The 24,763-nt window shown below is 36.5% G+C and carries 24 protein-coding genes; 21 read left to right on the plus strand and 3 right to left on the minus strand.

Annotated features, from left to right (window positions below; genetic code table 11):
- Positions 1-16: 16 nt before the first annotated feature.
- Positions 17-214, minus strand: a complete 198-nt coding sequence (locus KI356_RS13510) for a hypothetical protein (protein WP_002115459.1) — start codon at positions 212-214, stop codon at positions 17-19.
- A 231-nt stretch (positions 215-445) separates the two neighbouring features.
- Between KI356_RS13510 and KI356_RS13515 the strand changes: the two genes are divergently transcribed.
- The 6 genes from KI356_RS13515 (at position 446) to KI356_RS13540 (ending at position 8,076) form a co-directional block, all read left to right on the plus strand.
- Positions 446-2,149, plus strand: a complete 1,704-nt coding sequence (locus KI356_RS13515; protein ID WP_212935667.1) for an ABC transporter substrate-binding protein — start codon at positions 446-448, stop codon at positions 2,147-2,149.
- Positions 2,150-2,391: 242 nt separating this feature from the next.
- Complete coding sequence (locus tag KI356_RS13520; RefSeq protein WP_212935668.1) at positions 2,392-4,119, plus strand: ABC transporter substrate-binding protein; 1,728 nt, start codon at positions 2,392-2,394, stop codon at positions 4,117-4,119.
- A gap of 103 nt (positions 4,120-4,222) precedes the next feature.
- Positions 4,223-5,179, plus strand: a complete 957-nt coding sequence (locus KI356_RS13525; protein ID WP_000860734.1) for an ABC transporter permease — start codon at positions 4,223-4,225, stop codon at positions 5,177-5,179.
- A 14-nt stretch (positions 5,180-5,193) separates the two neighbouring features.
- The gene (gene opp4C / locus KI356_RS13530) at positions 5,194-6,123 is read left to right on the plus strand and encodes an oligopeptide ABC transporter permease (RefSeq protein ID WP_212935669.1); all 930 of its coding nucleotides are present in this window, start codon (positions 5,194-5,196) and stop codon (positions 6,121-6,123) included.
- A 10-nt stretch (positions 6,124-6,133) separates the two neighbouring features.
- Positions 6,134-7,114 carry an ABC transporter ATP-binding protein gene (locus KI356_RS13535; RefSeq protein WP_128283251.1) on the plus strand — a complete coding sequence of 327 codons (981 nt, stop codon included), beginning with the start codon at positions 6,134-6,136 and terminating at the stop codon, positions 7,112-7,114.
- On the plus strand, positions 7,111-8,076 hold the full coding sequence (locus tag KI356_RS13540) for an ABC transporter ATP-binding protein (RefSeq protein ID WP_212935670.1): 966 nt from the start codon (positions 7,111-7,113) through the stop codon (positions 8,074-8,076). The genes KI356_RS13535 and KI356_RS13540 overlap by 4 nt, the downstream gene beginning before the upstream one ends.
- A 90-nt stretch (positions 8,077-8,166) precedes the next feature.
- Here KI356_RS13540 and KI356_RS13545 read toward each other — a convergent pair whose 3' ends face one another.
- Positions 8,167-9,039 carry a Cof-type HAD-IIB family hydrolase gene (locus KI356_RS13545; protein ID WP_212935671.1) on the minus strand — a complete coding sequence of 291 codons (873 nt, stop codon included), beginning with the start codon at positions 9,037-9,039 and terminating at the stop codon, positions 8,167-8,169.
- Positions 9,040-9,511: 472 nt separating this feature from the next.
- Here KI356_RS13545 and KI356_RS13550 point away from each other — a divergent pair, with 472 nt between their 5' ends.
- From KI356_RS13550 to uvsE, 13 genes are all read left to right on the plus strand, one after another.
- Complete coding sequence (locus KI356_RS13550) at positions 9,512-9,622, plus strand: DUF3948 family protein (RefSeq protein WP_001058532.1); 111 nt, start codon at positions 9,512-9,514, stop codon at positions 9,620-9,622.
- A 34-nt stretch (positions 9,623-9,656) separates the two neighbouring features.
- Positions 9,657-9,776, plus strand: coding sequence for a DUF3948 family protein (locus tag KI356_RS13555; protein ID WP_128283254.1), 120 nt, complete (start codon positions 9,657-9,659; stop codon positions 9,774-9,776).
- A gap of 43 nt (positions 9,777-9,819) precedes the next feature.
- On the plus strand, positions 9,820-9,930 hold the full coding sequence (locus KI356_RS13560) for a DUF3948 family protein (RefSeq protein WP_085308673.1): 111 nt from the start codon (positions 9,820-9,822) through the stop codon (positions 9,928-9,930).
- Positions 9,931-9,973: 43 nt separating this feature from the next.
- Entirely contained in the window at positions 9,974-10,084 is a 111-nt protein-coding gene (locus KI356_RS13565) for a DUF3948 family protein (RefSeq protein WP_205685986.1), read from the plus strand.
- Between the two features lie 310 nt (positions 10,085-10,394).
- Positions 10,395-11,513: a 4-hydroxyphenylpyruvate dioxygenase gene (gene hppD / locus KI356_RS13570; protein ID WP_088057331.1), complete on the plus strand. Its 1,119-nt coding sequence runs from the start codon at positions 10,395-10,397 to the stop codon at positions 11,511-11,513.
- A gap of 71 nt (positions 11,514-11,584) precedes the next feature.
- Positions 11,585-12,541: a fumarylacetoacetate hydrolase family protein gene (locus KI356_RS13575; protein WP_212935672.1), complete on the plus strand. Its 957-nt coding sequence runs from the start codon at positions 11,585-11,587 to the stop codon at positions 12,539-12,541.
- Entirely contained in the window at positions 12,507-13,679 is a 1,173-nt protein-coding gene (locus tag KI356_RS13580) for a homogentisate 1,2-dioxygenase (protein WP_212935673.1), read from the plus strand. Before KI356_RS13575 ends, KI356_RS13580 begins: the two co-directional genes overlap by 35 nt.
- Before the next feature lie 252 nt (positions 13,680-13,931).
- The gene (gene bcaP, locus KI356_RS13585) at positions 13,932-15,347 is read left to right on the plus strand and encodes a branched-chain amino acid transporter BcaP (protein ID WP_128283259.1); all 1,416 of its coding nucleotides are present in this window, start codon (positions 13,932-13,934) and stop codon (positions 15,345-15,347) included.
- A gap of 105 nt (positions 15,348-15,452) precedes the next feature.
- On the plus strand, positions 15,453-16,727 hold the full coding sequence (locus KI356_RS13590) for an MDR family MFS transporter (RefSeq protein ID WP_128283260.1): 1,275 nt from the start codon (positions 15,453-15,455) through the stop codon (positions 16,725-16,727).
- A gap of 278 nt (positions 16,728-17,005) precedes the next feature.
- Positions 17,006-18,094, plus strand: coding sequence for a D-alanine--D-alanine ligase (locus tag KI356_RS13595; protein ID WP_002115491.1), 1,089 nt, complete (start codon positions 17,006-17,008; stop codon positions 18,092-18,094).
- Positions 18,095-18,154: 60 nt separating this feature from the next.
- Complete coding sequence (murF, locus tag KI356_RS13600; RefSeq protein WP_212935674.1) at positions 18,155-19,531, plus strand: UDP-N-acetylmuramoyl-tripeptide--D-alanyl-D-alanine ligase; 1,377 nt, start codon at positions 18,155-18,157, stop codon at positions 19,529-19,531.
- 305 nt (positions 19,532-19,836) lie between these two features.
- Positions 19,837-21,435, plus strand: a complete 1,599-nt coding sequence (gene cshA / locus KI356_RS13605; protein ID WP_128283263.1) for a degradosome RNA helicase CshA — start codon at positions 19,837-19,839, stop codon at positions 21,433-21,435.
- 92 nt (positions 21,436-21,527) lie between these two features.
- Positions 21,528-22,490, plus strand: coding sequence for a UV DNA damage repair endonuclease UvsE (gene uvsE, locus KI356_RS13610; protein WP_128283264.1), 963 nt, complete (start codon positions 21,528-21,530; stop codon positions 22,488-22,490).
- 56 nt (positions 22,491-22,546) lie between these two features.
- On the opposite strand, the gene KI356_RS13615 is transcribed toward uvsE, so the two are convergent.
- Positions 22,547-23,140, minus strand: coding sequence for a rhomboid family intramembrane serine protease (locus tag KI356_RS13615; RefSeq protein ID WP_128283265.1), 594 nt, complete (start codon positions 23,138-23,140; stop codon positions 22,547-22,549).
- A 92-nt stretch (positions 23,141-23,232) separates the two neighbouring features.
- Here KI356_RS13615 and acpS point away from each other — a divergent pair, with 92 nt between their 5' ends.
- On the plus strand, positions 23,233-23,592 hold the full coding sequence (gene acpS, locus KI356_RS13620; RefSeq protein ID WP_002009969.1) for a holo-ACP synthase: 360 nt from the start codon (positions 23,233-23,235) through the stop codon (positions 23,590-23,592).
- Positions 23,593-23,685: 93 nt separating this feature from the next.
- Positions 23,686-24,699, plus strand: a complete 1,014-nt coding sequence (locus KI356_RS13625) for a LolA family protein (protein ID WP_489752773.1) — start codon at positions 23,686-23,688, stop codon at positions 24,697-24,699.
- Positions 24,700-24,763 lie beyond the last annotated feature (64 nt).

A 24,763-nucleotide genomic window follows, 5' to 3' on the forward strand; every position in this document is an offset into this window, starting at 1 on the left:
AAAAAAGAAAGCAGATTTACAGCTTTACGCGCTGAACTCTGCTTTCTTTTTGTGTGGTATCTTCCCTCGTTGAAATTATAATAGCGATCCCGAGCATAATAAAAAAAGCTAAAAAGAGGACGAACTTTGGGAAGAACGGGAATAGTAATAGTGCCCCGACTATTATGATTGTTAATAGCACATAGTGCAGGACATATTGGAATAGGTTGTCCATACTTTCGCCCCCTTTTTGGTAGTGGATTGTTATTATTCTATGCGTGGCTATTAGGTAATAGAAGGTGCTTTTTGTTTTTTTGAGAGAAAACAATTAGCAAGGATTGACATAACTATTGAAAAGGAATAATCTTGAAATTAATTCATACTATTTTTATAGGAAAAATAAAGATAGTTACAGAAAGGGGCGTTATGTTGTTACATACTTAAAAAGAAAGTAAAGGTGAGAGTGATGCGAAAGACTTTTAAAGGAGTACTTGCTACATGTCTTAGTGTGTCAGTATTGTTAGCCGGATGTGGTCAAGAAGAAGCAGGTACAAATGAAGTTGCAAAATTACCAAGAGTGAAAGATGAATTTATTAAAGCAAGTGACAAAGCAAAAAGTCCAGCAAAGGCAAAAGAAAGAAAAGATACCTTTGTAGCGGGAATGCCGAGCCCTGGCGGGATATTCCTTCCGCATTTTATGGAAAATGGGTGGGATGGTAATATAACGCAAGCTATCTTTGCTCCTCTCGTTGGATTGGATAAGGAAGGGAAACCAATCCCAATTCTAGCGAAGAAGTGGGATATTTCGGGGGATCAGCTTACATATACGTTTCATTTGAAAGATGATTTAAAGTTTAGTGATGGTTCACCGTTAACAGCAGATGACGTAGCATTTACATTAACGTTACTACATGATCCAACTTATAGTGGTGCAACGGACATAAGCCAAACAGCAATAAAAGGAGGCCAAGCATATAAAGAAGGAAAAGCAACAGCTATTGAAGGCATTCAAGTCGTTAATCCGAAAACAATTACGATTACAACTGAGAAGGTAAATGCCCAAACATTATCGTTAATTGGTGGAGAAGTTATATCAAAAGCTTATTACGGTAAAGAGTATAAGCAAGGGAATTTAGCGTATTTAAAAGAGTTATATGGCAAGCCGATGGGATCTGGAGCTTATAAACTAGATAAATACATTCCAGGCCAAGAAGTACGATTTGTAGCGAATGAAAATTATTTTGAGGGTAAACCGAAGATTGAGCACTTTATTTATAAAATTACAAAAGGTGATACGAATTTGCAACAGTTTCAAGCGGGAGAAGTAGATTATGATGGATTTACGACAAATGCGGAGACAATCGAGCAATTAAAAGAGTTAGGTTTCGCTAATATTAATGTGTATACAGGAAGTTCTTACGGCTACATTAAAATGAATTATAAGAAACCATACTTTAAAGATAAACGTGTTCGCCAAGCATTTATTTACGGATTAGAACGCCAAAAGGTAATTGATACGTATTTCCAAGGTTATGCTTCACTCGTCAATGTACCAATTACACCAGTTTCTTGGGCGTATACAGAAGAAGGGATTAATAAATACGAATATAATTTAGAAAAAGCAAAGAAACTACTTGATGAAGCGGGATGGAAGGCTGGATCAGATGGGATTCGTGAAAAAGAGGGGCAGAAATTGAAGGTAAGTTATTTTGCTTCTTCTGCAAGTAAGATTAATGATGTGATGATTCCTGTTATGAAAGAGGATTACAAAAAGCTTGGTGTAGACTTTAACCCAGAATATATGGACTTTAATACGATGATTTCCAAGGTAATTAAAGGAGATTATGATTTAGCGATGGTGTCCACACCGATGATTGATGATCCGAGTGGGACAATTGAGGAATTTGTTTCAACAAGTAAACGAAACTACGATGGGTATCATAATCCGAAAGTGGATGAACTAGCAACAGAGGCGCTACAAACGTTAGATATTGAGAAGCGGAAAGAGATTTATAAGCAATTGTATCAAGAATTAAGTGAAGATCCACCAGTGATTTTCTTAAATAATAGTAAAGTGGTATCTGCTCATAACTCGCGAATTCAAGGATTACAAGAAGATAATTATAATGGAATTTTACTAAGTTTACCTAAATTAAAGATTGATAAATAATTTTGAAAAAATTCTTGAAATATTTTTATATAGAAAGAATTGACAAAATATATTGAAAGATATAAGCTAATAACCATAAAGTCTACCGGAAAGGTCGGGATAAGATTGTTACCCCTCAAAAACATCTTTTTTTGCGTTTAAAACCGACTTTTCCGATTGGCTATAAATGTTGCTGTGGGAGGCATACATAAGGCAAGCAGTTCATAAAGTGTAATTATTAAAAAAAAGTTAGGGTGGGGACAATGAAGAAAAAGACAAAAAAATGGGCTGGTTTATTTTCAGTATTACTGAGTAGTTCGTTTGTGTTATCTGCTTGCGGGGGACAGGAAGATACGGCTTCTACAGAACCAGTTAAACAGCAAGATTTAAAAAATATAAAAATTGAAAAAATCGCTGCGACAGATAAAACGAAAGTGCCAGATAAAGCGAAGAATCGAAAAGATACGTTAGTAGTTGGTATTAGTAAACCAGGCGGCGTATTTTTACCGTATTTCCAACAAAATGGATGGGATGGAAACGTGACTTCTGTTATTTTTGCATCTCTTGTATCAACCGATAAACAAGGGAAACCAATTCCGCAATTAGCTGAGAAGTGGGACGTTTCTTCTGATCAGTTAACATATACATTCCATTTACGTAAAGACTTGAAATTTAGTGACGGGTCGCCATTAACAGCAGATGATGTGGCGTTCACGTTGACGCTTTTACATGATAAGGCATATGAAGGTGAGGTAGACATCTCTCAATATGCGGTTAAAGGTGGTAAAGAATATAAAGAAGGAAAGGCAACTTCTATTGAAGGTATTCAAGTTGTTGATCCACAAACAATTAAAATTACGACTGAAAAAGTTAATTCACAGGCACTAACAGCTTTAGGTGGAGAGGTGTTATCAAAAGCTTATTATGGAAAAGATTATAAACAAAATACAAGTTTAGATTACTTAAAAGAGTTATATGAAAAACCGATAGCTGCGGGTCCATATAAATTTGATAAATATATTCCAGGCCAAGAAGTACGCTTTGTAGCAAATGAAAATTATTATGCGGGTAAACCAAAAATTCCAAACTTCATTTATAAAATTACTTCTGGTGATACGAAACTTCAATTATTCCAAACAGGTGAAGTTGACTACACTGGCCTAGGTACTGGTGACGAAGTTCTTGAACAGGCTAAGGCTTTAGAATTTGCAAATATTCAAATCGAAACAGCGGCGTCATTTAGTTATATTTATATGAATAATAATAAGCCGTATTTAAAGGATAAGAAGGTCCGCCAAGCACTTATTTACGGGTTAGATCGTAAAAAATATGTTGATACAGCATTGAAAGGATACGGTACGGTAGCTAATGTACCAATTCATCCAACTTCTTGGGCTTATACGGAAGAAGGCGTTAATAAATATGAATACGACAAAGAAAAAGCGAAAAAATTATTAGATGAAGCAGGATGGAAAGTTGGTTCGGACGGAATTCGTGAAAAAGATGGTCAAAAATTAAAGCTTTCTTATTTCGGCCCAAGTTCGGCTAAAGATAGTGATTTATTAATTCCAATTGCGAAAGAGAATTATAAAGAGATAGGTGTAGAATTTAACCCTGAATTTATGGACTTTAATACTATGCTTTCGAAGGTAAATAAAGGTGACTATGATTTAGCTTCTGTTTCGACACCGATTACAAGTGATCCGAGTGAAACAGCTGGTGAATATTTGTCTGGTGTCAATGAGAAGAGTCTAGGTTATAAAAATGCGAAAGTAGATGAGTTAATTCAAAAAGGTATTGAGACAGTAGATATTGAAAAACGTAAACCAATCTATAAAGAACTGTATAAAGAATTAAGTGATGATCCACCAGTAATTCTATTAAACTATCGTAGAACAATTACAGGATACAACGGGAATATAAAAGGGATTGACCCTGAAAAATACAACAGTATTAGCGCAAACTTACCAGCATTATCATTTGAAAAATAACGATAAGAATGTATAAGTAGAAGACATTTTTTCATTCGGTTAGTAAGGTGCCGCTTTGAAAAAATGTTCTTCTATTTTAAGCATAAGATTGGAGAGAAAAAGGGTGAAAACATATATCGTTCGTAGGTTGTTGCAAATGATTCCTACACTATTTGGTACATCAATTATTATTTTTTTCTTGTTTGCGCTTCTTCCAGGGGATTATATTGATTCGAATCCAAAGATTACACCAGAAAGAGCAGCTGAACTTAGGGAATTGTATGGATTAAATAAGCCGATTGTTGAGCGTTATTTTCATTGGTTAGGTAATGCTTTGCAAGGGGATTTTGGTTTTTCACTTCAATATCAAGAGCCTGTAACGTCATTATTAAATAAATTTATTTGGAATTCCTTTAGTGTAGCAATTATTGCGTTATTTTTTATTTGGCTAATTGCACTTATTATCGGTGTATTCTCAGCAACAAAGCAACATTCTTTGTTTGACAAGCTTGTAACAATTGGTGTCTTTGCAGCAATGTCATTCCCTTCATTCTTTATCGGTTTGTTTTTAATTAAAGTGTTTGCGGTTGACTTTAAGTTATTACCGATAGGTGGAATGATTGATGTTGGTAGTAATTCTACTGGGTTTGCGTATGTGATAGAAGTTGCAAAGCATATGGTTTTACCAGTATTTATTTTGACACTTCTTGGAGTGGGTTCATTAACTCGTTATTTTAGAACAAGTATGTTAGAGGTTGTAAGGCAAGACTACATACGAACAGCACGAGCAAAAGGTTTAAAGGAAAAGACTGTTATTTATAAGCACGCATTAAAAAATGCAATTTTACCGGCGATTACTTTATTAGCATTTGAATTACCCGGTTTATTTTCAGGAGCAATTATTATTGAACAAATTTTTAACTGGCCAGGTATCGGTAATATTCAATTAGAAGCACTTAATTTCCGTGATTATACAGTATTAATGGCATTTACGATGTTTCTTTCTTGTTTAACAATCGTTTCAAACTTTTTCGCAGACATTGTATATGCAGTTGTTGATCCACGTATTCGGTTGAAGTAAGGGGGGGGAACGAGATGGAAACTGTTACAGCGATTACAGAGAAAAAAGGAAAAAAGAGAAAAAAGAGAAAAAATGAATCATCACCGTGGCGACAAGCTCTTAAAAAGATAAAGAGAAATAAGATGGCACTAGTAGGGTTGTATGCATTAATTTTTATGTTTTTATTTTGCTTTATTGGACCGTTTTTTTCGCCATATGCATCAGGAAAAATACAAGTTGCGTTAATTAACAAACCACCTAGTTTTTCTCATTGGCTTGGTACAGATCAATTAGGAAGAGATATTTTAACAAGACTCATGCAAGCGGGACGGATTTCATTAACAATTGGCTTAGCTTCAATGGTTTTATCCGTGATACTAGGAGCTGTATTAGGAGCTATTGCAGGTTTTTATCGTGGTATCGTTGATAATATTATTATGCGGCTTGCAGATATTTTAATGTCGATGCCAGGATTACCGTTACTTATTATAATGGGGGCGATTTTATCAGAGTGGAAAGTACCGTCTGATTATCGTCTGTATGTCATTATGATTATTTTAAGTTTAGTAGGTTGGCCAGGGCTTGCACGTCTTGTAAGAGGTCAAATTTTATCACTTCGGGAGCAGGCTTTTATGCAAGCTGCTGATGTGTTAGGAATAAAAGATTACCGAAAAATTATATATCACTTAATCCCTAATGTTTTACCGATATTAATTGTTGTATCTACATTAGGTGTTGCTGGTTCCATTCTAGGGGAGTCCGCACTAAGCTACTTAGGCCTCGGCGTCGTCCCGCCTACACCATCATGGGGGAACATGATTAGCGCAGCTAACTCACTAATTGACTTCCAAAAGCGTCCGTGGTTATGGATTCCGCCTGGCTTTGCAATCTTTATAACAGTTGTATCTATTAATTTACTTGGTGATGCACTTCGTGATGCGTTAGATCCAAAGATGAGACGGTAGGTGAGAAGATATGAGTAGAGCGGTAGTAGAACTGAAAGATTTACAAACACACTTTCAGACAGAGGAAGGGACAGTAAAGGCTGTTAATCATGTTAGTTTTGCAGTTCGAGAAGGTGAAACAGTTTGTGTTGTAGGTGAATCAGGGTGCGGGAAGAGTGTAACGGCTTTATCTATTATGGGGCTTATTGCTGAATCAGGCAGTGTAGTAGGTGGCGATATTTTATATGAAGGAAAAAGTCTTTTAGAAATGAAGGAGAAAGAACTTCGTAGTTTAAGAGGCAATGACATTGCGATGATTTTCCAAGAACCGATGACATCGCTAAATCCTGTCTTCACTGTAGGAGAGCAAATTGTAGAAACGTTAAGAGAGCATGAATTACTTAGTAAAAATGAAGCATATAAGAAGGCAATTGAATTAATTCGTAAAGTTGGTATAGCTCGCGCTGATGAAATTGTCCATTCTTATCCGCACGAACTGAGTGGTGGTATGTTACAGCGTATTATGATTGCTGTTGCACTTAGCTGTAATCCGAAGTTATTAATTGCGGATGAGCCAACAACGGCTCTTGATGTTACGATTCAAGCACAAATATTAGATTTACTAAGACAAATAAAAGAGGAATTCAAAACATCAATCTTATTAATTACACATGATCTAGGCGTTGTAGCAGAAATGGCGGATTACGTTGTCGTTATGTATGGCGGAAAAGTTATTGAAGAAGCTCCAGTACTAGAAATATTCCAAAATCCGAAACATCCGTATACGAAAGGGTTGCTAAAATCAAAACCAGTAATGGGGAAACGAATCGATAAACTTTATTCTATTCCAGGGCAAGTTCCTAATTTAGTTGGCTTAGGGGAATTTTGCTACTTTAGCGGTCGTTGTGAGCATTGTATGGAAATATGTAAAGAAGAAGCACCGAATCTGAATGTACATGATGAGAATCATAAAGTAGCTTGCTGGTTATACGAGGAGCGTGCGGAACAATGAGTGAACCATTATTAGAAGTGAAAAACTTAAAGACGTATTTTCCGATTAAGGGCGGCGTATTTAGTAGAACGATTGGACATGTAAAAGCAGTTGATGGAGTAAGTTTTACTATTAATAAAGGCGAAGTATTTGGCCTCGTTGGAGAATCAGGAAGCGGGAAAACAACGATAGGAAAAACAATTTTACGCCTCGTCCAAAAAACGGAGGGGGAAGTGAAGTTTAAAGGGCGCGATGTTTATTCTTTATCCAAGGAGGAATTGAGAAAACATCGTCCTAATATGCAGCTCGTTTTCCAAGATCCATTTAGCTCATTAAATCCAAGAATGAGAATTGGAGAAGCACTTGGTGAGCCGATGTTGGCTCACGGACTAGCAACGAAAGAAAATGTTCGTGCAAAGGTGATAGAAATATTGGAGTTATGTGGTTTAGCTCCGTATCATATTGACCGGTATCCTCATGAGTTTTCTGGTGGGCAACGTCAGCGTATCGTTATCGCAAGAGCGATGGTATTAAATCCAGAATTCATTGTAGCTGATGAGCCTGTGGCAGCACTAGATGTATCTATTCAAGCACAAATCATTAATTTATTTAGTGAGTTACAGGAGAAAAAGGGATTATCTTATTTATTCATTTCACATGATTTAAGTGTAGTGGAGCATTTATGTACAAAAATTGGGATTATGTATTTAGGAACGATTGTGGAGACTGCACCGCGTGATGAGTTATTTGCGAACCCACTTCATCCGTATACAAAAGCTTTGTTATCGGCTGTGCCAATACCGGATCCAACAGTGAAGCGAGAGCGAATTATACTAGAGGGTGATATTCCAAGTCCTGCAAATCCACCATCAGGTTGTCGCTTTCATACACGTTGCCCATTTGCAACAGATGTTTGTAAAAAAACAGTACCAGAATTTCGTAATGTTGGTGAAGAGCACTTCGTTGCTTGTCATCATGTATAAAAGAAAAGGACTCTTTCAAATTGAAAGAGTCCTTTTTTTATCCCGCTATTTGTGGGCAGTAAGACTCCCACCTCTGATTAAAGTTTCATTTTATTTACTAGATGAAGTTTGTTTCAGTACAAATTGCTCGATTGCATGAGCAACACCATGTTCATTGTTTGTTAATGTTACAACGTCACATAGTTTTTTTACATCTTCTTCGGCATTTCCCATTGCTATAGATAAGCCAGCAACTTCTAACATTGGTACATCATTAAAATTATCACCAATAGCAACTGTATCTTCAATTGGGATATTAAAGTGGGCTGCCATCTGCTTTAGGCCATTTCCCTTATGTCCATTCTTGTCCATGATTTCTAAATTAGTAGGAGCTGAGGCTGTAACCATAATATCAGCATCCTCTTGTAACATGCTTAATAGCTGTGCTCGATGCCCTGCATTAAATGTTAAAATGAAGAACTTAGATACTTCTAGTTCTGGATTGTTTACAACATCTTCGATTTTTTGGAAATCAGTAATTAAGTTGGATTTTTTTTGTTTTTCTGTAATTCTTTCAAGTTCCTCAAGTGTAACATCTAGTGTATGTTTGTTTTCTTCGAATGCCTGCATGACTTGATCTTGCCATGTATAAGGAGAATAAACACCTTTATTTGTGTACAACTTATATGGGAAACCTTCAGATTCTAGTAATTTTGCAAGCTTGTATACTTTATCATTTTGTAAACAACGCGAGTTAATTACTTTTCCGTCCACATAAACAATTGCCCCATTGCTTGCTCCAACTGGAAGAGATAGTTTATATTCTTCCAATAATTTCAAAGCATCCTCTTTCGCGCGGCCAGAACAAATCATTACAATATGACCAGCTTCTTTTGCGGTTTGGATAGCTTGTAAGTTCTCTTTGGAGATTTCAAGATTAGATGATAGTAGTGTACCATCCATATCTAATGCGATTAATTTCAAAATGACCACCTCTTTGTTTCCATTATACATAGTTATATAGAGGAAACATATAAACTTATCTTGGAAAGATAGTATTTTATCCCGCATTAATTGCCAGTAAAAGCTCGATTGGTGAGGGGGAATAATTAGTAGGGAATGGAATCCTTGCTGATTAAAGTTTCACTTTGTTTTGTAACAAAATAGAGATGAATAATATTATATTTGCTTTATGACCGTAATATTACACTAGTGTTACAAACATGGGTGTAGTAGAAAACGCATTAAAATAAGGTTTTTGAGTGTTTATTTAAAAAAACGTAAAAAAAGTGTAATAAAATTTACGTAATTATATTGCAACGTAATAATAGTTATGTTACATTAATGTTACAAACGTTACGTAATTAATTTTAATGTAACGTTAACATGAAAACTATGAATTAATCATTTCTTAGAAATTACATATAGATAACTTATAAAAAGGAGAATGAATGATATGAACAACGAGCAAGTATTAAACGTAACAAAAGGTGACTTCTTAGGATCAGCAAGCGGAGCGGTAGTATTAACAGCATTAATCGTATTTCTTTCAAGCGTATTAGTATAATAGAAGTTTTGTAACAAAAATAAGAGAAGGGAGAATGAAAATTATGAACAACGAGCAAGTATTACAAGTAACAAAAGGTGACTTCTTAGGATCAGCAAGCGGAGCGGTAGTATTAACAGCATTAATCGTATTTCTTTCAAGTGTATTAGTATAATAGAAGTTTTGTAACAAAAATAAGAGAAGGGAGAATGAAAATTATGAACAACGAGCAAGTATTACAAGTAACAAAAGGTGACTTCTTAGGATCAGCAAGCGGAGCAGTAGTATTAACAGCATTAATCGTATTTCTTTCAAGTGTATTAGTATAATAAAAGTTTTGTAACAAAAACAAAAGAAGGGAGAATGAGGAATATGAACAAGGAACAAGTATTACAAGTAACAAAAACAGATTTATTAGGATCATTAGGTGGAGCGATAGTATTAACATCATTTATTCTATTCCTTGCAAACATATTAGTATGAGAAATATAAATACAATCATTCAAAAAAAATAAAGACTCTAACGTATTAGTAAGTAGTTAATATGTTGGGGTCTTTTTTATTTTCCTCTCATATATACCCCCCAAGTATTAATATTCCCCATTACTTCAAAGAGAAAAAAGTCGAATTTTATATATAAGAAAAAAAGAGGAATTTGACAGAAAAGATAGAAAATTTTAAAGGTCAGAAATTGTTAGCCTGCTAACTAATTTCTATTAATCTATGTTGGAAGCGTTTTCGGTTAGGTTTAAATATGAACCATTTAATCTATTTACAGGGGGATGAAGATATTATGAAACAAAAATCTATGGATACGCTAGCTGCACAAATGGAGGATTTTTTTCCGGTACGTGATGTAGATCATATCGAATTTTACGTAGGAAATGCAAAGCAATCAAGCTATTATCTTGCGAGAGCGTTTGGATTCAAAATTGTAGCTTATTCGGGATTAGAAACAGGAAACCGTGAAAAGGTATCTTATGTTCTTGTGCAAAAGAATATGCGTTTTGTTGTGTCTGGAGCTTTAAGTAGCGATAGCCGTATTGCAGAGTTTGTAAAGACTCATGGTGATGGAGTGAAAGATGTGGCTTTACTTGTTGATGACGTTGATAAAGCTTACTCTGAAGCGGTGAAGCGTGGCGCTGTTGCGATTGCTCCTCCTGAAGAGTTAACAGATGAGGAAGGTACCTTGAAGAAAGCGGTTATTGGTACGTATGGTGATACAATTCATACGCTCGTAGAGCGTAAAAATTATAAAGGGACATTCATGCCAGGATTTCAAAAGGTAGAGTTCAATATTCCATTTGAAGAATCCGGTTTAATTGCTGTAGACCATGTCGTTGGTAACGTTGAGAAAATGGAAGAATGGGTTAGTTATTATGAGAACGTCATGGGATTTAAACAAATGATTCACTTTGATGATGACGATATTAGCACAGAGTATTCGGCATTAATGTCAAAAGTTATGACGAATGGAAGCCGTATTAAGTTTCCAATTAATGAACCAGCAGACGGAAAAAGAAAGTCACAAATTCAAGAATATCTAGAGTTTTATAACGGAGCGGGTGTACAGCATCTCGCTTTATTAACAAGTGACATTGTAAAAACAATTGAAGTACTTCGTGCGAACGGTGTTGAATTTTTAGATACGCCAGATACGTATTACGATGAGTTAACTGCACGAGTGGGGAAAATTGATGAAGAAATTGATAAATTAAAAGAATTGAAGATTCTAGTAGACCGTGACGAAGAGGGTTATTTATTACAAATCTTTACGAAACCAATTGTAGATCGTCCAACATTGTTCATTGAGATTATTCAGCGTAAAGGTTCCCGTGGATTTGGAGAAGGAAACTTTAAAGCATTATTTGAATCTATTGAAAGAGAACAAGAGCGCCGCGGTAATTTATAAAATTTATATCCACCAGTAAGAATTAAGTTTTTTGCTGGTGGAAATTTCATTTTTCATAGGGAGGAATTTTGATGAAATTTGTTACATTTCGTCTTCCTTCACAAGAAATGCGAGCAGGATGGGTCCAAGGTGACAAAGTAATTGATATGAATCTTGCTAGTAATGGCACGTTACCTTCATCTATGCTCGCATTTTTAGAGAAAGCGGATGAGTATGTAGAAATAGTGCGTAATATTCAAAATCCGGAAAATGGCGTATACCCTTTAGAGGATGTGGAGCTCTTAGCTGCCATTCCAAATCCGAGTAGTATTCGGGATTTTTATGCATTTGAGCAGCACGTCAAAACAGCTCGTGGACGCCGTGGTTTAGAGGTTGTGTCTGAGTGGTATAATATCCCAGTTTTTTATTTTACAAATCATCGTGCTGTTATTGGTCCAGAAGCTTCTATTACTGGTCCAAAACATTCTCAAAAACTTGATTATGAATTAGAGATAGCTTGCGTAATCGGGAAAGAAGGAAGAAATATTTCTCGTGAACGAGCAGAAGAATATATTTTTGGTTATTGCATTATGAATGACTGGAGTGCTAGGGATTTACAGGCTACAGAGATGAAAGTAGGGCTCGGTCCGGCGAAAGGGAAAGACTTTGCAACTTCATTAGGAGCGTATCTCGTTACGAAAGAAGAATTAGACGTTTATCGTAATGGTGATCGTTATAATTTAGAGATGACTGCGCATGTAAATGGCCAACTTTTATCAAAGGGGAACTTCCAAGATATTTATTATACGTTTGCTGAAATGATTGAGCGTGCTTCGCAAGATGTTACGTTATACCCAGGAGATGTCATCGGCTCTGGAACGGTAGGTACGGGCTGTATTTTAGAGCTTGGTACGGAAGAATGGTTGCAAGATGGTGATGTCGTCGAGCTCACAATTACTGGTTTAGGTATATTACGTAATACGGTGAAAAAAGAGACGAAAGCAGGTGATGGGCATGTTTTATCGTCACATGGGGGAGCTACCTCATAAACGACATGTGCAGTTTCGTAAAAAGGATGGATCGCTTTATCGTGAACAGGTAATGGGAACGAAAGGTTTTTCAGGTACACAATCTATTTTGTATCATCATTATATGCCAACTGAAGTAGGACATGCGGCATTGTCGCATTCTTGTCAGTTACAGTATGAGGAAGGTGTTGCTCTTGCTCATCGCCATTTTCGCACAAAAGAGAGTAGAAAAACTGGTGATGCAGTAAGTGGCAGGACTTTCATATTAGGAAATGAGGACCTCTTAATCGGTATAGTAAATCCAACAGAAAAAATGGATTATTTCTATCGTAACGGCGATGGCGATGAAATGCTATTTGTTCATTACGGAACTGGAAAAATCGAGACGATGTTTGGAACGATTCATTATAGAAAAGGTGATTATGTAACGATTCCAATTGGAACGATTTATCGTGTTATTCCAGATGAGGGAGAGACTAAGTTTCTTGTTGTAGAGGCAAATAGTCAAATTACAACACCGCGTCGCTATCGCAATGAATATGGGCAATTATTAGAGCATAGTCCGTTTTGTGAAAGAGATATTCGTGGTCCGGAGAAGTTGGAGACATATGATGAAAAAGGTGAGTTTGTCGTAATGACAAAGTCGAGAGGGTATATGCATAAGCATGTTTTAGGACACCACCCGTTAGATGTTGTTGGATGGGATGGATATTTATATCCATGGGTCTTTAATGTAGAGGATTTTGAACCAATTACAGGTCGTATTCATCAGCCACCACCAGTACATCAAACATTTGAAGGTCATAATTTTGTTATTTGCTCCTTCGTACCACGTCTATATGATTATCATCCAGAATCAATTCCGGCACCGTATTATCATAGTAATGTGAATAGTGATGAAGTACTTTACTATGTAGAAGGTAACTTTATGAGCCGAAAAGGTGTGGAAGAAGGTTCTGTTACACTTCACCCGAGTGGTATTCCTCATGGACCGCATCCTGGAAAAACAGAAGCGAGCATAGGGAAGAAAGAAACACTGGAATTAGCTGTTATGATAGACACTTTCCGACCGCTGCGTATTGTAAAACAAGCACATGAGACGGAAGATGAGAAGTATATGTATAGCTGGATTGAAGAGGATTCATATACTGTGAAATAAGTAAAAGAGGCATGCTCAATTAAGGAGCATGCCTCTTTTATGGAATCGACATGTATAATAATACCAAACACAGTTATGAAAAGATATATAGATATGATTGTGTGAATCTTTTTGTAGAAAGAAAGGGTATAGTGCGTATCTCGATAGTTTTCTGTTTATTTCGACAAAAGTATTGACTAAGAAACGTGTCGTGGGTAAAATGAGAAAAGTAAATTAAATTTTCAGAAAACTAAAAACATGGAGGAGCACAGTATGAAGCAAATTTTTCAAAAGAAGCCGATTTCAACGTTACTGCAAGAAAGTAAACAAAAGACATTATCGAGAACGTTAGGGGCACTTGATTTAACAATGCTTGGAATCGGAGCAATTGTTGGAACTGGTATTTTTGTTCTTACTGGCGTTGTAGCAGCGAAACATTCTGGACCAGCTATTATATTATCATTTGCTATAGCTGCATTAGCCTGCGCTTTTGCTGCATTTTGTTACGCTGAATTTGCTTCTTCAGTTCCTGTCTCAGGGAGTGTTTACACGTACACGTATGCGACGATGGGAGAAGTATTTGCATTCTTAATTGGATGGGATTTAATGCTCGAGTATTTATTAGCTACATCAGCTGTAGCAAATGGATGGTCAGCGTATTTTCAATCGTTATTAAAGGGATTTGGGATTCATATTCCGACCATTCTCTCCTCGGCCCCTGGTACAGGAAAGGGTGGAATAATTGATTTACCTGCAGTTCTAATTATTTTAGTTATGACGGTTCTTTTATCTAGAGGTGTTCGTGAAAGTGCACGTGTAAATAATATAATGGTATTTATTAAACTAGCAGTTGTTCTCATTTTTATCTTCGCTGGATTTAATTATGTAAAACCTGAAAATTGGACACCTTTTATGCCATTTGGATTAGATGGTGTAATGGCTGGAGCAGCTACAGTTTTCTTCGCATTCATTGGATTTGATGCTGTATCAACAGCCGCAGAAGAAGTGAAGCGTCCACAACGCGATTTGCCGATTGGAATTATTGCATCGTTACTAGTTTGTACGGTTCTTTACATTGTTGTTTCACTTATTTTGACAGGGATTGTTCCATACGGTCAGTTGAATATATCAGATCCAGTTGCTTTCGCACTTCAATTTATTGGACAAGATAGTTTGGCGGGAGTGATCTCAGTAGGGGCAATTACAGGAATTACAACTGTAATGCTAGTTATGATGTATGGGCAAGTTCGTGTTTCATATGCAATGAGCAGAGATGGATTGTTGCCGAAACGTCTTGCTAAAGTTCATCCGAAATTTAAAACACCATTTTTAAATACATGGACAACTGGTATTATTGCAGCACTTATTTCAGGATTAATAGATTTAAATGTTTTAGCACACCTTGTAAATATGGGGACTTTGTCAGCCTTTGCACTTGTTGCTGTTGCTGTCATTGTGATGAGAAGAACTCATCCTGATTTACCAAGGGCGTTTAAGGCGCCGCTCGTACCATTTTTACCAGCGTTAACAGTTATCTTTTGCTTATATTTGATGCTTCAATTATCAGCAACAGCTTGGATTAGTTTTGGTGTTTGGATGGTTATCGGTGTAGTAGTTTATTTCGCATATAGTAGAAAGCGTAGCGTTTTAAATAGTAGTAAAAAAGAGGAAGATGTAGCGAATTTATAAGGAAAAGATCCGTTCTAATGGGATTAGAACGGATCTTTTATTTTGAAAATTTACACTTTTCTAAAAATGTTATAGAATAATGTGTGGTGAATTAGGGGGGAAGATATGAGAAATACGTGGCGAGAGTTACGAGAAATGGACCGAAACATATGGATTCGGTTTATTGGCGAAACGTTAAATGGAATTGCAATGATGATGTTGATGCCTTTTTTTGCACTATATTTAAAAGATAAGGTGGATTCGTTATTGGAAGTAGGCGTTATTATGGCACTTTCTCCAATTGCGGCAAGTTTCGGTTCCCTTCTTGGAGGGAGAATTGCTGATATATATGGAAGAAAGCCCATAATGATCTTTTCAATGGTGAGTAATGCGTTGTTAATGCTAGGTTTTTTATTTATAGAAGGATTTATTCCTTATGCTATTTTATCTATTTTTTTAGGACTCAGTAATTCATTATTTCATCCCGCTGCATCAGCGATGGTTGCGGATGTAACAGCACCTGAAAAAAGAACCGAGGCATACGGTTTATTGCGGATGGGACATAATATTGGCGCTGCAATTGGGCCGATAATGGGGGCATCGGTAGTTGTGCTTTCAAAAAATCTTGTGTTTATTATTGCTTCATCCACAATGCTATTTTATGCACTAATTGTGCTAGTTTTTATTCAAGAAACAATGCCGAAAGTTACCGATGAAAATCCGGAGAATAAAGATGAAAAAACAGGAGCAGTTTGGAAAATTGTATTTCGAGACAAAGCATTAATGATTTATTTATTAGCAGGTATCATTATCTCGATGGGATTTTCTCAAACAGAGGGGATGTTGCCGCTTCACTTTGATAATGAAATGAAAGATATATTTGGGGAAAATAATCCGTATCCATATTTAATGGCCTTAAATGGTTTGTTAGTTGTTTTATTTCAATTTCAAATTTCAAAATGGGCAACAGATAAACCAGTTGGAAAGACGATGTTATATGGCGCTTGTTTATTTGGGATTGGCTTGTTCTTTATCGGATGGTTACCGAAGTGGTTTGGGATGGGCGGAGCAAACGCTACAGTTACTCTCATAACGTTGTTCAGCGTATATGCGGTATATACGCTAGGTGAAATGATTATGTCTCCAGTACAGATGACGTTTGTGGCGAATTTAGCACCAGAACATCTTCGTGGAACTTATATGGGGGCAGCAAGCTTACAATGGATTACAGGAAATGCATTCGGTCCGCTTCTCGGTGGTTTTTTATTGGATCAATTACTTGGGCACATTTTATTTACAATTTTAGGTGTGGGATGTGTAGTTGCGGGTTGTATATACATTTCTTTAGACCGTCTTGTTGAGCAGAGGCAAAAGGATACGCTTACGAAACAGTCTTCTTGATAAAGTGAAACTCTAATCATTGTTTTTTCATCCTTCGCAAATAGTGGGATAATATAGGTGACATACACCAAAAGGGGATTTCTACATATTTTAGGTACATAACTAGATCAGATTGCAATCTTACTTTAAAGTTTAATTTTGTTTAGTCATGTAGAAAACCAATAAGTGGTGTCTTTTAATTATTTGTGAAAGTTACATTTTATTTCAAATAGGAACTACCTATTTTTATAAAAAGTGCTAAAATAGAAAAATGAAAACGATTGGTTAGGGTGATTTCATTGACAAAAATTAAATTAGGTTTATTATATGGTGGAAAATCAGCTGAGCATCAAGTTTCGTTACAGACGGCTCTTGCTGCTATTAAAGCATTAAATCAAGATAAATTCGAGATTCATCCAATTTATATTACAGAACAAGGTCAGTGGATGCGCGGTGAGCGTATTGAAGGCGAAGTAACAACTGTTGAAGCATTACAAATGAGTGGAGAAGAAAATACAATCTCTCCTGTATCATTAAGTACAGAAATTATCCCAACTGCAAATTCTAAACAAGAAGATGCAATTGATGTTATTTTCCCGTTATTACATGGACCGAATGGTGAAGATGGAACAGTACAAGGATTATTAGAATTATTGAACATTCCATATGTAGGTAACGGTGTATTAGCATCATCTGCTGGTATGGATAAAGTTGTTATGAAAAACATCTTTGCAGAAGCTGGATTGAAACAAGCGAAATATGCATCTTTCATTCGTAGCGCCTGGGAAAAAGATCGTGAAACAGCGTATGAAAAAGTAGAAGAAGTATTAGGATATCCTTGCTTCGTAAAACCAGCAAACCTTGGTTCAAGTGTTGGTATTAATAAGTGTAACGATCGTGAAGAGCTTGAGAATGCATTCGAAGAGGCATTCCAATTTGACCGTAAAATTATTGTAGAAGAAAATATTGTAGGTCGTGAAGTAGAAGTTGGTGTATTAGGTAATGATGAGCCGAAATGTTCAGTTGTAGGTGAAATTGTACCGAAAAAAGATTTTTATGATTACAAATCGAAATACATCGATGGCGATACAGCATTAATTATCCCAGCTGAAATGACAGAAGAAGAGTCTAATGTAATTAAGCGAGATGCAATTATTGCATTCCAATCATTAGATGGTGCGGGCTTAACACGAGCTGATTTCTTCTTAACGAAAGATGGAGAAGTATATATTAACGAAGTGAACACAATGCCAGGATTCACGCCGTTTAGTATGTTCCCTCTATTATGGCAACATACAGGGTTACCGTATCCGGAATTAATTGAAGAGCTAATTAGTTTAGCGATTGAGCGTCACGAAGAAAAACAAAAAATTAAATATACAATCTAACAAAAAAGGAGGAAGCACTATTCGGAGGAATAGTGCTTCCTCTATGTAAGGAGTGTTTTCATGATAAATCGAACGTTAAAACAAGTAGAGCAGATGATAAATGGTACTGGATTAGCAGAGCAGTATGAGGGAATTACTATACAAGGAGTGTCTATTGATACGAGGAAAATTGAAAAAGGAAATTTATATGTTCCGATTCAAGGTGAACGTTTCGATGGACATGCTTTTGTAGATAAAGCTGTTGAAAACGGGGCGATTGCTACATTATGGATGAAAGATGTAGAAAATCCGCCTGAAAATCTTCCAGTTATTTTTGTAGAAGATACACTAGCAGCATTGCAAATGTTAGCGAAAAACTATCGTGATCAATTGGATGTAAAAGTTGTTGGTGTAACGGGTAGTAATGGTAAAACATCTACGAAAGATATTGTAACGAGTCTTCTTGCGACTAAATTTAAAGTTCAAAAAACAGAAGGTAATTTCAATAACCATATCGGTTTACCCCTTACTATTTTAAATTTAGAGGAAAATACAGAAGTAGCTGTATTAGAAATGGGCATGTCAAGCCAAGGAGAAATTGAATTTCTATCTAAGTTAGCTCGTCCTAATGCAGCTATTATCACGAACATTGGTGAGGCGCACTTAATGGATTTAGGCTCTCGTGAGGCGATTGCTGAAGCGAAGTTAGAAATTGTTACAGGTTTACAAAAGGGTGGCGTGTTCGTATATAATGGAGATGAGCCGCTATTAACGAATCGTGTTCCAGAAATGAATTTAGCAGCAGAAACAGTTACATTTGGTGATGCGAGAGCAAATGATTACTATCCAACTACTGTAACATTACAGGCAACTGGAACACACTTTAAGATGAACAGGGATGAAACTTTGTCATTCTATCTACCAGTGCTAGGAAAGCATAATGTATATAATACACTTGCTTCAATGGCAATTGCGAAACATTTTGGTGTAACGTGGGAAGAAATGAAAAAAGGTTTAGTAACACTTCAAATGACAGGTATGCGTATGGAAATTGTAAAAACAGATAGTGGTTTAACAATTATCAATGATGCCTATAATGCAAGTCCGACGGCTATGGAAGCTGCGTTCCACCTAATGAATGGATTAGATGGATTTGCTAAAAAAATTGTTGTGCTTGGTGATATGTTAGAACTTGGTAATCAAGAAGTGCAATTTCATTATGAAGTAGGTAAATTAATTGATCCAGCAAAAATTTCATATGTATTCACATATGGTAAATTAGGGGCTCAAATTGCTGAAGGAGCAAAAATTAATTTCCCTAAAGAACGTGTAACAGCGTATGAAAACAAAGAAGAACTTGTAAAAGACTTACAAGCAGTAGTTGATGCAAAAGATGTCGTGCTAGTAAAGGCGTCTCGCGGTATGAAATTAGAAGAAGTTATAGCGATGTTGAAATAATTGGTGTATATAAATAGGGATGATAGCCACGAAAATAGTGGAAACTTATAATAAGCGCTTACAGTAAATGATAAAAAAATAAAAGTAAAGAAAAAAGCTCTGAATATGAAATAAGGTAACAGTTGGGGTTTGCTTTTTACACATACAAAACATATAATTGATAAAGTGAATAACGTTTAGAAGTATTTTCGTGAAGAATATACGCCCGGTTATATACGTGAGTATTCAGGAAAAGGGCTTTTCCGCAAGTTCGGAAAACGCCTTTTTTTAAATGATAAGTATAGGATAGAAAAGGAGAAGTAACATTGACAACATTTCGAGAATTAGGATTAAGTGAGTCTTTACTGCAATCTGTTGAAAGTATGGGCTTTGAAGAGGCTACGCCGATTCAAGCTGAAACAATTCCACATGCATTGCAAGGTAAGGATATTATTGGACAAGCGCAAACAGGTACAGGGAAAACAGCAGCATTCGGATTACCACTATTAGATAAAGTGGATACAAATAAAGAAGCAGTTCAAGGTATTGTTATCGCGCCAACGCGTGAATTAGCAATTCAAGTTGGAGAAGAGCTATACAAAATTGGTAAACATAAACGTGTTCGTATCCTACCAATTTATGGTGGTCAAGATATTAACCGCCAAATTCGTGCTCTAAAAAAATACCCACACATTATTGTTGGTACGCCGGGTCGTATTTTAGATCATATTAACCGTAAAACACTTCGCTTACAAAACGTAGAGACTGTTGTTCTTGACGAAGCGGATGAAATGTTAAACATGGGCTTCATTGAAGATATTGAAGCGATTTTAACAGATGTGCCAGAAACACATCAAACATTATTATTCTCAGCGACAATGCCAGATCCAATCCGTCGTATTGCTGAGCGTTTCATGACTGAGCCTCAACACATTAAAGTAAAAGCAAAAGAAGTAACAATGCCAAACATTCAGCAGTTCTATTTAGAAGTGCAAGAAAAGAAAAAGTTTGACGTGTTAACACGCTTACTAGATATTCAATCTCCAGAGCTTGCAATCGTATTCGGTCGTACAAAGCGTCGTGTTGATGAATTATCAGAAGCATTAAACTTACGTGGTTATGCAGCAGAAGGTATTCACGGTGACTTAACACAAGCGAAGCGTATGTCTGTATTACGTAAATTTAAAGAAGGTGCTATTGAAGTTCTTGTTGCAACAGACGTTGCTGCACGTGGTCTTGATATTTCAGGTGTAACACACGTATACAACTTCGATATCCCACAAGATCCAGAATCATATGTTCACCGTATCGGTCGTACTGGCCGTGCAGGTAAAAAAGGTATTGCAATGTTATTTGTAACACCACGTGAATCAGGACAATTAAAAAATATCGAGCGTACAACAAAACGTAAAGTTGATCGTATGGAAGCACCGACACTTGACGAGGCATTAGAAGGTCAACAACGTTTAATCGCTGAAAAACTTCAAAGCACAATTGAAAATGATAACTTATCATACTACAAGCGTATTGCAGAAGAAATGTTAGAAGAGAATGACTCTGTAACAGTAGTAGCTGCTGCTTTAAAAATGATGACAAAAGAGCCAGATACAACACCAATCGCTTTAACATCAGAACCACCAGTTGTTTCAAGAGGTGGCGGTTCTAAAAAACGCGGTGGTAACGGAGGCGGATACCGTGATGGTAACCGTAATCGTAGTCGTGATGGACGCGGCGGTGGCGATGGTCGTAACCGTGATCGCAATCGTGATGGACGCGGAAGTGGCGATGGTCGTAACCGTGATCGCAATCGTGATGGTGGTAGCCGTGATGGTAACCGTGGTCGTAGAGGTGAAGGTCAAGGTCGCCCTGGATCTTCTTCAACTGGACGCGGCGAAAGAAAACATCATAGCCGTCCACAAGCTTAATAAAAAAGAGAATGCCCTTTGCTGGCATTCTCTTTTTTTATTTCTGTAATTGTGCATACTACATAATAACTCGTATAGAAATGAGGTGCTATATGCTTGTAAGACTTGGGTATGTTGCGATGAGTGTGCATTTGAAGAATGCATCTCCATCTCAAACGATGACATATGCACAGTTTCAGCGGATTGATAATCGAGAGGCTGCGATTCGTAAACTCGAAAGAATCGCTAATTCGAATTTGGAAAATTGCTTACGGTTATTAAAGCATAATAAAGGACATGATATATCTTTCTTTCGACTTAGTTCCAAGCTTATTCCTTTAGCAAATCATGAGGAGTTGTTAGAGTGGAACTATATTCGTCCTTTAAAAGAAAATCTGAAAGAATTAGGTGAATATGCAATTCGTATGAATATGCGAATTGATTTCCATCCAGATCATTTTGTTGTACTAAATTCACCTGAGGAAAGTATCTTTAAACAATCTGTAAAGACATTGCAGATGCACAAAAAATTGCTTGCGGGTATGGGAATTGAACACAAGCAACGATGTGTACTACATGTGGGCGGAGGATATAAGGATAAAGAACTTGCATTAGAACGCTTTATCGAGAATTGGTCTAATGTTCCAAGAGGTATTCAAGAAATGATTATATTGGAAAATGATGATACAACCTTTACCCTAGAAGAAACATTGTATTTAGGAGAAAAATTAGACATTCCAGTTGTGTTTGATTTGCACCATCATATGATGAATAATGACCAGGAAGATTGGCATGAAGATTGGGCGCGTGTTGTACATACATGGGAATCGTCTTTGTTACCAGTTAAAATGCACATCTCTAGTCCTAGAGATGGAAAAGACCCGAGAGCACATGCGGATTTTATTGATGTAGATACCTTCGTATCTTTTTTGAAAAAGATAAAGGGGAGTGTTCCGCAAATTGATTGTATGATTGAGGCGAAGAAAAAGGACGAGTCTTTATTTCAACTAATGAGAGATTTAAGTAAACAAACAGATGTGGAAATTGTCGATGGTGCGAGCTTCTATATTAAATAAGCTCTGCGCCATCGTTTTTTTGTCCCGTTATTTGCGGGCAGCCCGATTGGTGAGGGCTAATAATCAGTGGGGGATGGACCAAACCCCCACTGATTAAAGTTTCGCTTTATTAAAAAAGGGGTGCAAATACCACCGATTATCAAACCTGTTAAATGGCTTATAGGATTGGCAGAGGGATTAAAGAAAGTAAATAGCAGTAATATAAGTATCATTATTGAAAAAATAGCGATGTCTTTTGGTTTTGAAGAACGATATCGACTATACAATAAAAATAATTGGGCGCCTAGTAATCCGAAAATACCACCAGATGCTCCGGCGTGAATATATTCAAGAGGCATAATAATATAAGAAGAAATATTCCCGAGAATGCCGGAAAGGAAAAAAATAATGGTGAAAGAAAAGTGTCCTAGTTGTTTTTCAATAGAAGAACCAAGTACAAATAAACAAATACTATTAGAAAGAAAATGTTGTAAGTCTACGTGTACAAGTAAGGAAGTTATGACACGCCACCATTCTCCTTTAGCGATATATTCATTGTAGGCTGCCAGGTGAAAGAGGGAAAAGTCGCTCAATATAATCATGACTAATTGTATAAGAAGTAAAGAGATGATAATCGGTTGTAAGGAAATGCGAGTGGATGGTATTAGCATGTTGTTAGTATCACTCCTTTTGCATCAGAAAGATTCTCTGTTATTCTTACAATATGAATGAAGAAAGCTAAATAGAAGAAGGGGATTTTGAAATGATTGTAGGGATTGGAATCGATATTATTGAGTTAAATCGAATTGAAAAAATGCTAGATGGAAAGCTTAAATTTATGGAACGTATTTTAACTGAAAGAGAACGTGGTGTTGCCGAGGGGCTGAAAGGAAGTCGTCTTACAGAATTCGTAGCTGGAAGATTTGCAGCAAAAGAGGCGTATTCTAAAGCGGTAGGGACCGGTATCGGGAAAGAAGTGAGTTTTTTAGATATTGAAGTAAGGAATGATGATAGAGGTAAGCCGATTATCATTACAAATACAGAGCATATTGTTCATTTATCAATTAGTCATAGTAAAGAATTTGCTGTTGCTCAAGTTGTTTTAGAAAGCTCGTCACGCTAGTCTGCATATTTTATATCTTTGTCTCATATATTTGAGGTAGCGATAAGGAAGGCATATCTTCCATTCATTTATAGGGGCAAAGGGGCTGAAGTGATGAAAAGGCGTCTGTTTTTAGTTCTTGTCGGTTTATTGACCGTTTTTGTGTTGGCGGGTTGTGTGGAAAAGAAACAGGAAGATGTTGTGAGGGATTTAGAATCGAAAGTTAAAAGTATGAAGAGTTATCAAGCTGAAGCGAAATTATCTATTAAAACAGGAAATGAACCTCAGGAGTATAACGTAGAAATTTGGCATAAAGAACCTTCGTATTATCGTGTGAATTTGCAGAATGCGAAAAAGGATCAGAGTCAAATTATTTTAAGAAATGATGAAGGTGTATTTGTATTAACACCTGCACTAAATAAAAGCTTCCGTTTTCAAAGTGATTGGCCGCAAAATAGTAGCCAGGCTTATTTATATGAATCACTTGTAAGAGATATTTTGCAAGATAAGAAAAATCTCTCTTTCGAGAAAACAGATAAATATTATGTGTTTAAAACAAAAACAAATTATCAACATCAAAATATGTTGCCGAAACAAGAAATTAAGTTGAATAAAAGTGATTTAACACCAGTCTCTGTGAAACTGATGGATAATGATCAAAATGTCCTTGTAAAAGTAGATTTCACTAAAGTAAAGTTCGATGCAAAGTTTGATAAAGGTGCATTTGATACGAAACAAAACATGTCTAGAGCACAAGTGGACGTTCAAACGACAGCAAAAGAAGACAAACCATTTGCTATTTTGTATCCGCGTGATACGCCGCAAGGCATGACTCTGAAAGACGAAAAAGAGTTGAAGACAGACAGTGGCAAGCGTACGATACTCACATACACTGGAAATAAGAAATCCTTTACTTTAATACAAGAAAAGGCAAAAGTTGCAGAGGCCTCAGCGGCGGTAAGTGTAAGTGGAGAGCCAGTTGATCTTGGCTTCACGATTGGTGCATTGACGAAAGACTCTGTAACGTGGTCGCATAACGGAGTAGAATATATGCTCGTGTCTAAAGGTTTAGAGCCGAATGAGTTGTTGATGGTTGCTCGTTCGGTTACAGCGAAGCAAGTGAAGTAAACTTCTTAGACGTGGTGATATATGTGCACCACGTCTTTTCTTAGTTTGAAGGTGGATTTCATAA

Origin of the sequence: Bacillus hominis (assembly GCF_018332515.1) — a bacterium.
Lineage (GTDB): Bacteria > Bacillota > Bacilli > Bacillales > Bacillaceae_G > Bacillus_A > Bacillus_A hominis.